The sequence below is a fragment of the Candidatus Methylomirabilota bacterium genome (assembly GCA_035315345.1).
In the GTDB taxonomy this organism is placed as follows: Bacteria; Methylomirabilota; Methylomirabilia; order Rokubacteriales; family CSP1-6; genus CAMLFJ01.
In genome coordinates this window covers 16,928-31,796 of record DATFYA010000060.1, presented here as the reverse complement: position 1 = coordinate 31,796, position 14,869 = coordinate 16,928, and the positions used below count along the sequence as shown (strand labels likewise).

Genomic DNA, 14,869 nt, shown 5'->3' with positions numbered 1-14,869 from the left:
CTATCTCGAGAAGTTCGCGATGGCCCGGGCGGAGCCGGTCGGCTCGACGATGTGCAGCCCGGTGTCGGCGCGGTCGACCAGATAGACGTAGCCCCGGTCGTCCACTTCCACGTTGTTGGTCTGGATGGCGACCTTGCACCGCGGCGTCCCCGACACCTCGACGCAGCGCTTGTCGGTTCGGGCCGTGGTGTCGGGGATGAAGAAACCGGCCTCGACCGGGTGGAACGGGTCGCGGATGTCCACCGCGCGCACCCCCGCGTTGAAGTAGGCGATGAACACGAGCCGCCCGTGGTAGATCGGCGTGAACGATTCGTTGCTCGAGTGCGGCCCGAACCGGCCGCCGCGCCGGCAGAAGTCGCCGGCGGGATCGGGCACCTCGAAGGTGGCCACCGAGTAGGGTGTCCGCTCGGTGGTGACGTCGACCATGAACGAGAGCTGACGGATCTCCTGGCACTCGTTGCGCAGCGACTCGGAGACCAGCACCACGAAGTCGCGGGTGCGGCCCGGCACGCTCGCGCTCCAGCCCGGCACCGTGATGCCCGGCACCGGGAAGCTCGTGTGCCCGCCCCACGCGGGCGCCATGTCGAGCCGGCCGATCTGCGGATAGCGGAGATTGTCCGGGGTGGGGGCGAGCCGATCCGCGGCCCGCGGATCCCCGGCGAGCAGCTTGTCGCGGTCCACGATCTGCAGCACGCCCTTGGCCCCGGTGCCGTAGGCGAAGTAGACCCGGTTCCGGAACGCAATGGGCCCGTGCACGCCCTCCGGCGCGACGCCGGTCGAGCCCGGCTCCTGGCCGACCAGCCCGAAGTCGCGGATGAAGCGCGGCCGCGTCGGATCGCTCAAATCGTAGATCTTGGTCATGCGGGTGGTCCGCCACCCGCCGGGCGCGCCGTCGGAGACGAGATAGGCGATGCCGCTGTCGCACTCCCACCCGTTCTTGTGCGTGCTCCGGAGGCCGTCCAGCACCGTGGTGACCCGCGACGGCTTCGCGGGATCGGTCACGTCCCAGATCTCGTGGGCGAGATTGCCGAGCGTGCGCAGGAGATAGGTCTTCTCGCGCGCCCCGCGCGGCAGGGTCTTGCCGTCGCACACGCGCACCATCGCGGCCCCGCCCGCCTCCGCCTCGCCCGCAGCACCCGGAATGTGATGGAGATACCGTGGCCGCTTGGGATCGGTCACGTCCACGATCGACGTGCCGTTGTCCTCGACCTGGCCGGTGAGCGGGTTCGGGCGCTTGCCCCCGTGGTGGCCGACGTAAGCGATGAAGCGCCCGTTCTGCGCATGGATCACCGGCTGGTAGGCGGAGCGCGCCTGGAGGTCGTCCATGCCGACCAGGCGCATGTTGCGCTGCTCCTCGGCGCCCGCGGGCAGCGCCACGAGCCACGCCATCGCCAGGAGAGCGGCCAGGTGCGCGATCGGGCGCCCGGCGCTCATGGCGCGGTCACCGTCGGCATCGACGTCGCTTCCGTGATGGCGGATGGTGGCATGCGAGGGCCCAAGCCTAGCCGGCCGCCCGCGGGGCGGTCAACCGCCAATCCCGGCGCCCACTTCCGACCGAGGGAGCCGGCCGACTCGGCGAGGTTTACAATCCGAGCCATGGCCACCGGTCTCAACCCGGCGCCCGTCCTGCGCGTGATCAACAGCGTGGGCAACATGCTCGGCGCGAGCATCGCATTCTTCTATTTCCGGGTGATCGACCCCGGCTACTCCGCCAGGATGCGGCTCGGCTGGATCGAGATCGCCTACTCGGCCCTGATCGTCGCCGCGCTGATCGGGATCGGGCAATGGTACAGCGCACGCTGGCTCGCGCCCATCGTTCGCGCCGGGCTCGAGCCCGACACCGTCGACGAGGCAGACCTCGCGGTAGCCCGGCGGCGCGCGCTCCTGTTTCCCTACTTCCTGGCCGCGGTCTCCGCCGCGGGCTGGACGATGGCGGGGCTGATCTTCGGCGTCGCGCTGCCGATCGGCATGGGCCACTTCTCGCTCCCCGAGTCCCTGCGCAACATCTTCGGCGTGACCGTCATCTCCGGCAGCGTCACCTGCGCCTTCATCTTCTTCGCGAGCGAGTACGCGTGGCGCCGCCGCCTGCCCCACCTTTTTCCCGCCGGCGATCTGCGCGCCGTGCCGGGCATCCCGCGCCTGGTGGTCCGGGCGCGGCTGCTCGCGATCTTCCTGCTCACCAGCGTGGTGCCGCTCACCGTGCTCGGCATCCTGGCCTACACCCGCGCCCTCGAGCTGGTGGGCGCCGACCCCGCCGCGGCCGCCGCGATCGTCTCCGGCCTGCGGCTCGCCATCGGCTTCATCCTCGCGGTCGGCGTGATCGCGGCGGTGGGTCTTGCGCTCTTCGCGGCCAACAGCGTGGCCGCGCCACTCAAGCAGGTCGAGAACGCGATGGCGGAAGTCGAGCGCGGCCGGCTCGACGGCCGGGCCCCGGTGGTGAGCACCGACGAGATCGGGGCGGTGGCGGAGGGCTTCAACCGCATGTTGCAGGGCCTGCGCGATCGCGAGCGGGTCAAGGAGACCTTCGGCAAGTACGTGACGCCCGAGATCCGCGACGAGATCCTCTCCGGGCGGATCAGCGGCGAGGGCGAGCTGAAGGAGGTGACGGTGCTCTTCGCGGACATCCGCGACTTCACCCCGTGGGTGGAGGCCACCGCGCCCCGCGACGTGGTGCAGGATCTCAACGAGTACTTCACCGAGATGGGCGAGGCCATCGGTCGCCACCACGGGCTGGTGCTCCAGTTCATCGGCGACGAGATCGAGGCCGTCTTCGGCGCGCCCATTGCCTCCCCGGAGCACGCCACCCACGCGGTGCGCGCCGCGCTGGACATGCGCCGGCGCCTGCGCGCCTGGAACGTGCGGCGAGAGGCGGCGGGCAAGCCCGTCCTGCGCCACGGCATCGGCATCCACACCGGGACGGTGCTGGCCGGCAACATCGGCGGCGGGGAGCGGCTCTCCTATGCGCTGGTGGGCGATCCGGTGAACCTCGCCTCGCGCATCCAGGGGCTCACCAAGAATTTCGAGGTGGACATCCTGATCAGCGAGGCCACCCGCAAGTCCATCGATGCCACGCTCACGGTGGAGGAGCTCTCCGCGGTGCGGGTGAAGGGTCGCGCCGAGGAAGTGAACGTCTACAAGGTCGTGTGAGGCCGCCCCACCGACCTGGGGTCAGGTCTTGCATTACGACATTTCAGCGGGCGCTGAGTCGTCAACCGGCGGAAAAATGTCGTATTGCAAGACCTGACCCCCTCAGCGGAAACGACTCCTGGTACCACATCTCGGCGTCCCTGGCCTCGGCGAGGGCCTGCGCATCGGTCGGCGCCACGTAGATCTGGCGCGACACGCCCCAGCGGTCGAGCAGTGCGACCGCGGAGGCCAGGGTGGTCGGGTCCACCGAGAGCCCGTAGTCGATGAAGTGGTGCTCGGTGAGCCACACCTCGTCGAAGCCGAGCTGCTCCGACCACACCATCTGCTGAAGCTCGCCCTGGATGATGTCGGCGTGGCGGTGGCCGGGCGGGCCTGCAGGAAAAAGTAGGTGCCGAAGCGCATCACGTGACTCCGAGGTAGCGTGTCTTCACGTCGTCGTTGCGCATGAGCTCGGCGGGCGTCCCGGTATGGACGATCTGCCCGCGGCTCAGCACGTGGATCCGGTCGGCCACCGACAGGGCCAGCCCGAGGTTCTGCTCCACCAGCAGGATCGACAGCCCGCCGCGCTTCAGCTCCGCGAGCACCCGGCCCACCTCGCGCACCAGCAGGGGCGCGAGCCCCTCGGTCGGCTCGTCCAGCAGCAGCAGGTCGGGATTCGACATCAGGGCCCGGCCGATCGCCAGCATCTGCTGCTCGCCGCCGGAGAGCTTGTTCGCGCGGTTGCCCGCGCGCTCACGCAGGCGCGGAAACAGAGCGTACACCTGCTCGAGGCTCCAGCGGCCGGTGCCGTGGCGGGCCACGTCCAGGTTCTCGCGCACGCTCAGCGAGGGGAAGACCCGGCGGCCCTGCGGCACCAGCGCCACGCCGAGGCTCACCATGCGGTAGGGCGGCAGCGCGGTCAGCTCGGTGTCCTTGTAGCGCACCCGGCCGTCGCGCGGCGGGGTGAACCCCACGATGGACCGGACGAGCGTGGTCTTGCCCATGCCGTTGCGGCCCAGGATCGCCAGCACCTCGCCGGGGTCCACCCGCAGCGACACGCCGTGGAGCACGTGGCTCTCGCCGTAGTAGGTGTGGAGGCCGTCCACCTCAAGCGCCAAGGTAGATCTCCTTCACCTGCGGGTCGGCCTTCACGCGCTCGCGCGGGCCATCGGCGATGACGCGCCCGTAGTGGAGCACCGTCACCATCTCGGACAGCTCCAGCGCGATGTCCATGTCGTGCTCGATCATCAGCACCGTGATCGACGGATCGAGCCCGCGCAGCAGCCCGGCCATCAGGCGCGACTCCGCCGGCGAGAGCCCGGCGGTCGGCTCGTCCAGCAGCAGCACGCGGGGCCGGCCGGCCAGGGCCAGGGCGATCTCGAGCTGCCGCTGCTCGCCGTGCGAGAGGTTGCGCACGACCGCGTCGCCCAGGCTCTCGAGCGCGAGCGAGGCCAGCGTCATCCGGGCGCGCTCCTGGAGCGCCACGTAGTGTGACACCGGGCGCAGCATCGCGAACCGCGTGCGGCGGTGGGCCTGCGCCGCGAGCAGGCAGTTCTCGAGCACGGTGAGGTCGGGGAACAGGTTGGTGATCTGGAACGTGCGGGAGAGACCGAGCGCGGCGCGGCGATGCGCGGGGGCGGAGGTCACGTCGCGCCCGAACAACGAGATGCGGCCGGTGGTGAGCGGCAGCGCCCCCGAGATCAGGTTGAACAGCGTGGTCTTCCCGGCCCCGTTGGGCCCGATGAGCGCGCGCCGCTCCCCCGGGCGCACCGCGAGCGTCACCGAGTCCACCGCCTGCAGGCCGCCGAACGAGCGGCAGACCGCGTCCAGACGCAGGGCCGCGTGGGCCGTCTCGGCGGCGAGCATCAGCGGCGCCGGCCTCGCAGCGCGCCGACGATGCCGTTCGGGGCGTAGAGGATGACCCCGATGTAGACCGCGCCCAGGATCAGCAGCCACCGCTTGGTGTACACGCTCACGAAGTTCTTCAGGAACACGATGAGCCCCGCGCCGAGGGCGGGGCCGATCAGGGTGCCGGAGCCGCCGAGCGCGACCATCAACAGGGTCTCGACCGAGGTCACGAGCTGCACGTCGTTCGGGCTGACGAAGCCGTTGTAGTACGCCCAGAGCGTGCCGCCGAAGCCCGCGAAGACGCCCGAGAGGACGAACGCGACGTACTTGTGCAGCCACACGTTGTAGCCCAGCGCGAGCATGCGGCTCTCGCTGCCCCGGATCCCGCGCAGGCCGAGGCCGAACGGCGACACCACCAGCAGGCCCATCAGCGCCCACGCCAGCGCCGCGGCGACCAGGCAGAAGTAGAAGAACGGCAGCGGCCCGCTCAGCTCGAGCGGCCCGAGCGCCGGCCGCGGCACGCCCGCGATGCCGTTGTCGCCCTTGGTGAGCGAGACCCACCGGAACGCGAGGCCCCAGATCACCATGCCGAGCGCCAGCGTGATCATCAGGAAGTAGGTGCCGGTGGCGCGGATGGCGAGCAGGCCGAAGATCGCCGCGGTGAGCGCGGCGAGCAGCACGCCCACCACCAGGCAGGAGAGCAGCCCGGCCTGCTTCTCGGTGGCCATGATCGCCACCGCGTAGGCCCCGACCCCGAAGTACGCGGCGTGACCGAGCGACGTGAGCCCGGTGTAGCCCAGCAGCACGTCGAGGCTCATGGCCAGGATGCCCACGATGAGCGCCTGGGTCAGCAGGGTGAGCGGATACGCGGGCAGGAGCGGGGCGATCGCGGCCAGGACCGCGACCGCGACGACGGCCAGCAGGGCGCGGCGGGCGATCACGAGCGGCCGAAGAGGCCGGTGGGCCGCAGGGCCAGGATCACCGCCATCGGCGCGAACAGCGTGAAGTACGACAGCTCGGGGAAGAGCGCCTTGCCGAAGTTGTCGAGCAGGCCGACGAGCAGGCTGCCCGCGACCGCGCCGGGCAGGCTGCCGAGGCCGCCCACGATCACCACCACGAAGGCGTAGGGCAGCACCTCGAAGTCCGCGCCCGGGTAGACCCCGAGGAAGCCGCCGCCGATCACGCCGCCCAGCGCGGCCAGCGCGGCGCCCAGGGCAAAGACGGCCGTTGACACCCGCGGCACGTTGATGCCCACGCCCTGCGCCATCTCCGCGTCGTCCACCGCGGCGCGGATCATCGCGCCGGCGCGCGTGCGGTCGAGCGCCAGCCACATGGAGAGGCCCACCACGATCGCCACCGCCACGATGAAGATCCGGTAGATCGGAAACACCGCGCCGCCGAGGCGCACGGTCCCCGTCAGCACCGCGGGGATCGGCACCGTGTAGGGATCGCCGCCCCAGATCAGCAGCGCGAGGTCCTGGAAGATCAGGGCGAAGCCGATGGTGAGCAGGACCTGGCCCAGGACCTCGTTGCGCAGCCGGCGCAGGAAGAGCCGCTCCATGCCGATACCGATCAATCCGACCGCCACCGCGCCGGCCAGGCAGGCCAGCGTGAACGATTGCGTGCGCAACGCGACGGTCAGCCCCACGTAGCCACCCAGCATGAAGTAGGAGCCGTGGGCCAGGTTGACGATCCGCATGACGCCAAAGATCAACGACAGGCCGCTGGCGAGCAGGAAGAGGAGCGCGCCGTAGGAGATGCCGTTGAAGGACTGCGCGATCCAGAACTCGGTGCTCACGCGCCGAGCCCGACCCTCAGCGCAGGCGTAGCAGCCGCGCGGCGTTGTCGCGGATGACCTTGGCCTGATCGGCCCGCGACAGCTTGACGCTCCGGTCGCGGATGATGTCGAGCGGCTTCTCGTAGCCCATGTCGAAGCAGAAGTCGGTGCCGAGCATCACCCGGTCCGCCCCGACGGTGTCGATCAGGTAGCGCAGGGCGCCCGGATCGTGGCTGATCGTGTCGTAGGTGAAGCGCCGCAGGTAGGCGCGCACCGGCTTGCGGGCCGCCCGGTTCGCCTCCGGGCGCACCTTCTGGCCGCGCTGCAGCCGGCCCCACACCAGGGGCACGGTGCCGCCGGCATGCGGCAGGATCACCTGCAGCTTCGGCAGCCGGTCCAGCACGCCGCCGAAGATGAGGTGGGCCGCCGCGATGCCGGTGTCGTAGGGGTTGCCCAGCAGGTTGGTGAGGTAGTAGGCCCGGAGCCGCTCCGCGCCGTTGACGTTGAACGGGTGCAGCCCGATCGGCAGCCCGAGCGCCTGACAGCGCTCGAAGACCGGGAAGAGCGCGGGATCCGAGAGGTTGCGGCCGTTGACGTTGGTGCCCATGTAGACCGCGCGCACGCCGGGCAGCGTCGCGGCCCGCTCCAGCTCGGCCAGGGCCTGCGCGGTGTCCTGCATCGGCAGGGTGGCGCAGACCACGAAGCGGTCGGGATGGGCCACGTGCGCGGCGCTGGCCCCGTCGTTCCACTCGCGGGCGAGGCGGGCGCCGAACTCGCCCTGTCCCCAGTACACCATCGGGGCGGTGAGCGACAGGGCCTGGACCGCCACGCCCTGCCGGTTCATCGAGGCCACCCGCTTGCCCAGATCGTAGTAGCGCGCCTCGAGCGGCGCGGTGCTGCTCCCCTTCACCACGATCGCGGGGCCGCGCGGGTCCGAGCGATCGATCTGGCCGCCCGAAGACGCGCCGGCCTCCTCGATCGCGCGGAAGAAGCGCTCGGGGAAGAAATGCGCGTGGATGTCGATGCCCTCGGGTGCCGGCACGGCGGGGATTCTACTACGGCTAGTCGCCGCTCCGGTACTGGCTCGGTGGGACCAGGCGAAACTTGGTGGGATCGGCGCGCACCACCGCGTGGGCGTAGTCGCGATCGAAGCTGCCGCGGGCCCCGGAGGGGGTGTGCTCGAGCACCTCGAGGCCACGCAGATAGTAGCTGAACCCCCGGCTGGCGCGATCGAACGCCTCGCGCTGGCCGCGCGCGGCGCTCCTCAGGATCTCGCCGGTCTGGCGCATCGTGGTCGCCGCGTCCTGCATCCGGTCGCGCAGCATCTGCTGATTGAGCGACCACGAGCGCCACACGGCGGCCGAGCGGGCGTTGCCGCTGAAGGTCCCGGCGAGCGTGCGCCCGCCTGCGGTGCCATTGACCAAGGTGAAGCCGGAGGGCGGCGCGCGATCCGGCAAGGGCGCCGCGCTCGCGAGGGCAGGCGGCCAGCCGAAGCCGGCGGCGAGCAAGCGCAGGACGAGGCGGCGCGGCAGCAGGGCGGTCACGGGCGCGCGCCATCCTAGGCCGGGTCAGGGACCGAGTCAATCGGCGCCGCGCGGCCCGAATTGGCGGCGGGCTTCGTGCCCGCGGCCGCGGCGCGATCGGGCGTCCTGCCCGGTCGCGTCTCGGTCCGATTCAGGTCGTCGGCGACGTTACGCGGCTGACTCCCCTGGCGTGTCCCTTGCTCCTTGATCCGACGGCCGGCCGGGTGGCCGGGTGGATGCAAAACGCCGGGAGAACGGCAGGAGGCGGTCATGGTGTGGCGCACAGGGGTCGCAGCGGGACTGGTGGCGCTGAGCGTGATGGCAGCGCCGACGACGGCGTCGGCGCAGGGCGAGGTGACGGCGACGCTCAGCGTGCTGTCCGAGCCGGTCGATCGGATCCCGGCGGGCGCCGGGGCCCCCGAGCCCGGCTTCAACGGCATGAACCTCGTCGAGGGCGACCGCATCCGCGCCGGCGTGGGCGGCATCGCGCTCGTCACGTTCCTCGACGGCTCGACCGTCACCGTGCTGTCGAGCACCGACATCACCGTGAAGCAGATCGGCACGCCGGCCCGGACCGGCATCCGCATCCTCATCCACGCCGGGCGCGTGTGGGCGCGCGTGGTGCAGGTGGCGGGCGCCCGCTCGAGCCTCACGCTCGAGTCCAACGAGTACGCGGCCACCGCGCACGACGGCCTGATCGGCGCCGCGAAGACCGCCGACGGCTTCGTGTGCTGGACCCGGCGGGGCACGCTCGCGATGGAGAACAGCGCCGGCCACGCCGAGGCGAGCCTGATCGCCGGGCAGTGGGGCTGGGCGCGCATGGGACTGCCCGTCAAGTCCGAGCCGTTCGTCCCGAGTGCGAGCCTGCTCGAGATCCGCGCCACCGGCCCCGTCGCGCCGCTGGTGGTGATGCCCGACGGCCGCGTGGCCGCAGGATTCCTCGCCGACGGCGTCGAGGTGAACCAGGTCTTCGGCTCGCTGACCCAGCGCGCGCCGGGCCAGCGCTGGCTGGTGGAGGTGCCGGCCGGCACCGCGGGCGACTACACGCTCGTGCTCACCGGCATCGGCGCGGGGTCCTTCACGGTCGACGTGACCGGACGCTATCTCGGATTCCGCACCGCGCGCCAGACGATCGCCGGCCACACGCAGGCGGGCGAGCGGGTGTTCACGCGGATCAGCCAGCGGGTGAAGGGCGAGGATCCCCGGACCGCGCGGGCGACCGACACGCGGATCGAGGGACTGCAGCCGTGGGAGGGCGAGGAGCCCGCGATCGTGGTGGCGTCGCGGACCGCGCCGCGCCGGCCCGAGCCGAAGTGAGCTAGCGGGCCTGCTCCTCGATCGAGTCGACGCGATCGCCGTAGAACGCCAGGTGGCCCTTGATCGGGGCCATCGCGTCGAACGGCGCCTCGTAGCTCCACACCGCGTTGTCCACGGTGCGCGACCCGCTCCGGATGCTCCAGTACGACGCATCGCCCTTGTAGGGACAGTGGGTGACGTGCGACGTGCGGAGCAGGCTCGCCATGTCCACGTCCTCGCGCGGGATGTACTGGACGTCCGGAGTCCCCGGCGCGCGCATGACCAGCGCGCGGGTGGTGTCGGCGATGATCGCACCGCCGGCGCGGACGATCACCCGGTTCGGGTTGGGCTCGATCGTGATGTGGGGCGCCGGGGTCGGCATGGGGTGTCCTTTCCGCTTCCCATCGTGCACTCGCCTCCGGAGCCGGTCAAGGCGCGGTCGCTCACCCCTGCATGAAGGCCGCGAGATCGGGCGTGGACACCCCGCGGGCGACGTAGTCGAAGGTGCCCTTGTCCTTGACCTCGCGGGCGGCGTCGATCAGCCCGCTCATCGCGCTCCGATAGAGCGAGGTCGCGAGGCTGATCCGCTTCACGCCGGCCGCGGTCAGCTCGGCCACCGTGAACGACTTGCCCGGGATGCCCACCATGAAGTTCACCGGCTTCGAGACCGCCGCGCAGACCGCGCGGACCGCGGCGAGATCGGGCAGGCCGGGCGCCATCAGGACGTCGGCCCCCGCCTGCTCGAAGGCCTGCAGCCGCTTGATCACGTCGCCCAGGTTCGGGTTGCCGCGCAGGAAGCTCTCGGTGCGCGCGGTCAGGGTGAAGGGAAACGGCAGGGCGCGGGCCGCCGCGACCGCCGCGGCCACCCGCTCGGTGGCCAGCCCGATATCGAACAGCGGCTTGTCCTTGTTGCCGGTGGCGTCCTCGATCGACCCGCCCACCAGGCCCACCGAGCCGGCCAGCCGGATCGTCTGCGCCGCCTCCGCGGGCGCGTCGGCGAAGCACTTCTCCAGATCGGCCGAGACGGGCAGGTCGGTCGCCTCCACGATGCCCCGGCAGTGCGCGAGCGCCTCCTCGCGCGAGACCTTGCCGTCGCGGCGGCCGAGGATGCCGGCCTGCGCGCCGCTCGAGGTGGCGAGGGCCGGGAAGCCGAGCGCGGCGAGGACGCGCGCCGAGCCCGCGTCCCACGGGTTGGGGATGACGAAGGCGCCCGGCGCCTCGTGCAGGGCGCGGAAGCGCGCCGCCTTCTCGTGCTGGCTGACGGTCATGGCTGATCTCCTCGTGGCGACGGACGGCGGTCCGTCCACGGCTGTGCGGTCTCGAGCTGTGCGGCGAGTCGGAACAGCGTGGCCTCGTCGCCATATTCTACCGAACTGCCACCGCCGCCGCCCGACTGTCGGCAATTCTGGACATTGTGGCGTCGCGCGCCCGCTCATAGGATGGCCGCGTGATCAAGACGGGCCGCATCGAGTTCTACGACCGCCCCACCGCGTGGGGCCTGATCATGGGCGACGACCAGGAGCTGTACGTCGTGCGCGGGCGCGACGGCCGCGGGATGATGCCGCGCGTGGGCGAGCGGGTCGCGTTCGAGCCGCAGACCGCGGCCGACGGCAAGCGCGCGGCGGAGGTGCGGCTGGTGAATCGAGGGCTCGCGTCGGTGGGACGCGAGCCGGCCTCGGCGGGCCTCAGGCTCCTCCGATGATCTCGGGGACCACCGCGAAGCCGCGGGTCCGGATCGCGTCGTCGACCTGGATCTGCCGGCGCCGCTCGGCGTGCCGGCGCTCGGAAGTCGTGACCTCGTCGCGCTCGCGGCGCTGGCCGTGGCGGCGGTCGAGGATCACCGTGACCGGCTCACCCGCGTACTCGCGCTTGAGATAGTCGTAGAGCTGGATGTTGTGGCGCGCCACCACGAACAGGTGCCCCAGATGCAGCAGCTCCTCGGCGGCCCGCGAGAGCCAGAAGCGCATGTCCATCTCGCGCAGCAGGCCGAGCGCGGTGGCCAGATGATCCTCGGCGCGGTCGCGGTCACCGGCCAGGCGGAGCAGCCGGCCCAGACCGAGCTGGGCGCGCGCCTGGAGCGGCCGCATCTCCAGCTCCTCGGCCAGCGCGAGCGCCCTGGCGAAGTAGCCTTCGGCCTCGCCCACCGCGGGGGGCTCGGCGAGGCCGGCCAGCTCGCCCAGCAGCCGCAGCGCCCACGCCTGGTGCCCGCGCTCCTTGTGGCGCAGGGCCAGGTCGAGCGCGCGCTGGGCCACCGTGCCCGCGCGGTCGAGCTGCCGCCCGGCGGCCAGGCCCTCGGCGAGCTGGACGGTCCAGAGCGCCAGGTAGGCGCGCACCCCGAGATCCTCGGTGAGCGAGACGCCGTCCTCCAGCAGGCGCAGGCCCTCGTCCACCCGTCCCAGCAGCACCAGCGTGAGCCCGAGGAGCGACGAGGGAATCGGCCGCCACACGTCGAGGCTCTTCTCGCGGCAGGCGTCCAGGCTCCGCTGCAGCGCGGGCAGCGCGCGCTCGAGCTGGCCGCGACGCAGCCACGCGAGCCCGGCCATGGTGCGGGCGATGGTCTGGGTGTAGGCGTGGCCGCTCGCTTCGCCGGCGCGCTGGGCGCGGTCCAGCGACATCGCGGCCGCGTCGAACTCGCCCAGCTCGGCCAGCGTGAAGGCGAGCCATCCGCTCGAGGTGACGTAGGAGACGCCGGCCTGACCGCCCGGGGCATCGCCCTGCACCAGCTCGAGCGCCTCCACGTTCTCGCGCAGGATCGCGTGGGCGCGGCGATAGAGCCCCTGGGCGTGGCAGGAGTACCCGAGGTAGCCGCGGGCCAGCGCCTGCAGGGAGGCGTCGCCCGCCGAGTCGCCGATGCGCAGGCAGCGCTCACCGTACTCGATGGCGAGATCGGGCTCGCCCTTCAGATAGTGATAGTTGATCAGGTACGTGTAGACCCGGGCCAGGCGCTGCTCGTCGCCCAGCTTCTCGGCCATCGCCTCCGCTTCCTGCGACAGCGTCAGCACCCGCTCGAGCTGGCCCATCTGAAGAAGAGGCGAGCGCAGGTCCAGGCGCAGATCGATGGCCTGCTCGGTGGCGACCCGGCCTTCGGGCAGCCGGGTGAGCGCGCTCATGGCCTGCTCGAAGAAGATCACCGCCTCCCGGTTGGCCGAGCGCATGGCCGCCTTGGTGCCGGCCTGGCGCAGGTAGGACACCGCCTTGGGCCACACCTCGCCGCGCACCGCGTGGTGGGCGAGCCGCTCGAAGTGCTCGGGCAGCCGATCGGCGTAGAGCTGCTCCATCGCTTGCACGACGCGGCCGTGCAGCGCGCGCCGGCGGTCCTGCAGCAGGCTCGAGTAGGCGACCTCGTGGGTGAGCGCGTGGCGGAAGGTGTACTCCACGCTCGGGAACAGGCTGATCTCGTACAGGAACTCGCCGGATTGCAGCTGGGCCAGGTTGCGGCGCACCGCCTCCTCCGGCATGTCGGCGATGGCCTGGAGCAGCGCCATCGGCACGTCCTTGCCGATCACCGCGGCGGCCTGCAGGAGGCGCTTGCCCTCGATGGGCTGCCGGTCGATGCGCGCGGCCAGCACCGCCTGCACGGTGGCCGGCACCTGGACCTTGTGGACCTCGCGGGTGAGCCGGTAGTGGCCGCGCGTGCCCGACAGCACCTTGGTCTCGGCCAGCGTGTGCACGCTCTCCTCGAGGAAGAACGGATTGCCCTCGGTGCGCTCGATCAGGAGCTGCTTGAGCGGGTCCAGGCCCGGATCGTCGCCCACCAGCGCGCTGAGCAATTCCTCGGCGCTCTGCGGCGGCAGCGGGTCGATGCGGAACTGGGTGTAGTAGCTCTTGCGCGCCCAGCCGTGCTGGTACTCGGGGCGGTAGCTCACCAGCACGAGCGCGCGGGCGAGCGGCAGGCTGTCCACCAGGCTGTCGAGAAAGGCCTGACTCTCCGAGTCGAGCCAGTGGAGGTTCTCGAACACCGCCAGCACCGGCTGCACCTGGCCTTCCCTCAGGATGAGCCGCTTCACCGCGTCGAGCATCCGCTGACGCCGCTGGGGCAGGTCCGGCGTCTGCCACTCCGCGTCGTCCACCGGCACGTCCAGCAGCTGCAGGAACGCGGGCAGCGTGGGCCGCAGGCTCTCGTCCAGGGTCAGGAGCTTGCCGGTGACCTTCTCGCGAACGCGACGGGGATCGTCGCGCTCTTCGAGCTGGAAGTACGACTGGAGCAGCTCCTTGACGGTGAGGTACGAGGTGTTCTTGCCGTAGGACGTGGCCTGGGCCCCCATCGTCAGCCAGCCGTGGGCGCGGTGGGAGTGGGTGAATTCCCAGAAGAGACGCGACTTGCCCACCCCGGGCTCGCCCGAGACGGCGACGATCTGCCCGTGGCCGGCCGCGGCCCGCGCCATCGCCTGGTGCAGGATGTCGATCTCGGCCTCGCGGCCCACGAAGGGGGTGAGCCCGCGCGCGACGCTGGCCTCGAGCCGCGAGTGGACCTGCTCGCTGCGCAGCAATTCGAAGACCTCGACCGGGTCGGGCATGCCCTTGACCGGCACCGGCCCGAGCGGCTTGACCTCGATGTAGCCCTCGGCCAGGCGGAGCGTGTCGCGCGAGATCAGCGTGCTGCCCGGCCGCGCGAGCTGCTCCATGCGGGCGGCCAGGTGCGTGGTCTGGCCGATCGCCGAGTAGTCCATGTGCAGGTCGCTGTCGATCGCGCGCACCACGACCTCGCCGGAATTGAGCCCGATGCGGATCTGCACGTCCACGCCGCGGCCACGACGCAGCTCCTCGGCGTACCATCCCACCGTCTGCTGCATGCGCAGGGCGGCGTGGCAGGCGCGGACCGCGTGGTCCTCGTGGGCGAGCGGGGCGCCGAAGAGGGCCATGATCCCGTCGCCCATCACCTGGTTCACGGTGCCCTCGTAGCGGTGCACCGCCTCCATCATCCGCTCGAGCACCGGATCCAGCAGCCGGCGGGCCTCCTCCGGGTCCTGATCGGCGAGCAGCTCCATCGAGCCCTTGAGATCGGCGAAGAGCACGGTGACCTGCTTGCGCTCGCCTTCCAGCGCCTGGCGCGAGGTGAGAATCTTCTCGGCGAGATGCTTGGGCGTGTAGCCCTGCGGGGAACCGGTCTGACGCTCGACCGGCTGCGTCGTGACCGGCGAGCCGCAGGAGCCGCAGAACTTCTTGTCGGGGGCCAGCTCGGCGCCGCAGCTCGGACAGACCGTCACCAGGCGGCCGCCGCAGTCCTCACAGAACCGGACGCCCTCTCGGTTCTGGGACTGACAGCGGGGACACTTCACCTCGGCCCTCCTCGGGCGGT

The 14,869-nt window shown here is 71.5% G+C and carries 13 protein-coding genes and 1 pseudogene; 3 read left to right on the top strand and 11 right to left on the bottom strand.

What is annotated here, in order from left to right:
• Entirely contained in the window at window positions 1-1,434 is a 1,434-nt protein-coding gene (locus tag VKN16_07295; GenBank protein ID HME94002.1) for a hypothetical protein, read from the bottom strand.
• A 162-nt stretch (window positions 1,435-1,596) separates the two neighbouring features.
• Here VKN16_07295 and VKN16_07290 point away from each other — a divergent pair, with 162 nt between their 5' ends.
• Entirely contained in the window at window positions 1,597-3,147 is a 1,551-nt protein-coding gene (locus tag VKN16_07290; GenBank protein HME94001.1) for an adenylate/guanylate cyclase domain-containing protein, read from the top strand.
• A 61-nt stretch (window positions 3,148-3,208) separates the two neighbouring features.
• Here VKN16_07290 and VKN16_07285 read toward each other — a convergent pair.
• The 7 genes and pseudogenes from VKN16_07285 to VKN16_07255 all read right to left on the bottom strand — a co-directional run bounded on the left by VKN16_07285 (window position 3,209) and on the right by VKN16_07255 (window position 8,295).
• Window positions 3,209-3,520: pseudogene (locus tag VKN16_07285) on the bottom strand (LLM class flavin-dependent oxidoreductase).
• A gap of 28 nt (window positions 3,521-3,548) precedes the next feature.
• Window positions 3,549-4,244, bottom strand: a complete 696-nt coding sequence (locus VKN16_07280; GenBank protein ID HME94000.1) for an ABC transporter ATP-binding protein — start codon at window positions 4,242-4,244, stop codon at window positions 3,549-3,551.
• The gene (locus VKN16_07275) at window positions 4,234-4,992 is read right to left on the bottom strand and encodes an ABC transporter ATP-binding protein (protein ID HME93999.1); all 759 of its coding nucleotides are present in this window, start codon (window positions 4,990-4,992) and stop codon (window positions 4,234-4,236) included. The genes VKN16_07280 and VKN16_07275 overlap by 11 nt, the downstream gene beginning before the upstream one ends.
• On the bottom strand, window positions 4,992-5,915 hold the full coding sequence (locus tag VKN16_07270; protein HME93998.1) for a branched-chain amino acid ABC transporter permease: 924 nt from the start codon (window positions 5,913-5,915) through the stop codon (window positions 4,992-4,994). The genes VKN16_07275 and VKN16_07270 overlap by 1 nt, the downstream gene beginning before the upstream one ends.
• The gene (locus VKN16_07265) at window positions 5,912-6,772 is read right to left on the bottom strand and encodes a branched-chain amino acid ABC transporter permease (GenBank protein HME93997.1); all 861 of its coding nucleotides are present in this window, start codon (window positions 6,770-6,772) and stop codon (window positions 5,912-5,914) included. Before VKN16_07265 ends, VKN16_07270 begins: the two co-directional genes overlap by 4 nt.
• Before the next feature lie 16 nt (window positions 6,773-6,788).
• Window positions 6,789-7,793 (bottom strand): amidohydrolase family protein, encoded by a 1,005-nt coding sequence (locus VKN16_07260; protein HME93996.1) that lies wholly within the window; start codon window positions 7,791-7,793, stop codon window positions 6,789-6,791.
• Window positions 7,794-7,812: 19 nt separating this feature from the next.
• A complete protein-coding gene (locus VKN16_07255; protein HME93995.1) occupies window positions 7,813-8,295 on the bottom strand; it encodes a hypothetical protein in 483 nt (160 codons plus the stop codon).
• 249 nt (window positions 8,296-8,544) lie between these two features.
• Between VKN16_07255 and VKN16_07250 the strand changes: the two genes are divergently transcribed.
• Window positions 8,545-9,591: a hypothetical protein gene (locus VKN16_07250; protein ID HME93994.1), complete on the top strand. Its 1,047-nt coding sequence runs from the start codon at window positions 8,545-8,547 to the stop codon at window positions 9,589-9,591.
• 1 nt (window position 9,592) lies between these two features.
• Here VKN16_07250 and VKN16_07245 read toward each other — a convergent pair whose 3' ends face one another.
• Both VKN16_07245 and VKN16_07240 read right to left on the bottom strand, forming a co-directional pair.
• Window positions 9,593-9,952: a DUF427 domain-containing protein gene (locus VKN16_07245; GenBank protein HME93993.1), complete on the bottom strand. Its 360-nt coding sequence runs from the start codon at window positions 9,950-9,952 to the stop codon at window positions 9,593-9,595.
• Window positions 9,953-10,013: 61 nt separating this feature from the next.
• Window positions 10,014-10,838: an isocitrate lyase/phosphoenolpyruvate mutase family protein gene (locus tag VKN16_07240; protein HME93992.1), complete on the bottom strand. Its 825-nt coding sequence runs from the start codon at window positions 10,836-10,838 to the stop codon at window positions 10,014-10,016.
• 179 nt (window positions 10,839-11,017) lie between these two features.
• On the opposite strand from VKN16_07240, the gene VKN16_07235 reads away from it, so the two are divergent.
• Window positions 11,018-11,272, top strand: coding sequence for a hypothetical protein (locus VKN16_07235; GenBank protein ID HME93991.1), 255 nt, complete (start codon window positions 11,018-11,020; stop codon window positions 11,270-11,272).
• On the opposite strand, the gene VKN16_07230 is transcribed toward VKN16_07235, so the two are convergent.
• Window positions 11,256-14,849, bottom strand: coding sequence for an adenylate/guanylate cyclase domain-containing protein (locus tag VKN16_07230; protein HME93990.1), 3,594 nt, complete (start codon window positions 14,847-14,849; stop codon window positions 11,256-11,258). The two genes, VKN16_07235 and VKN16_07230, sit on opposite strands and share 17 nt — an antisense overlap.
• Between the last annotated feature and the right edge of the window lie 20 nt (window positions 14,850-14,869).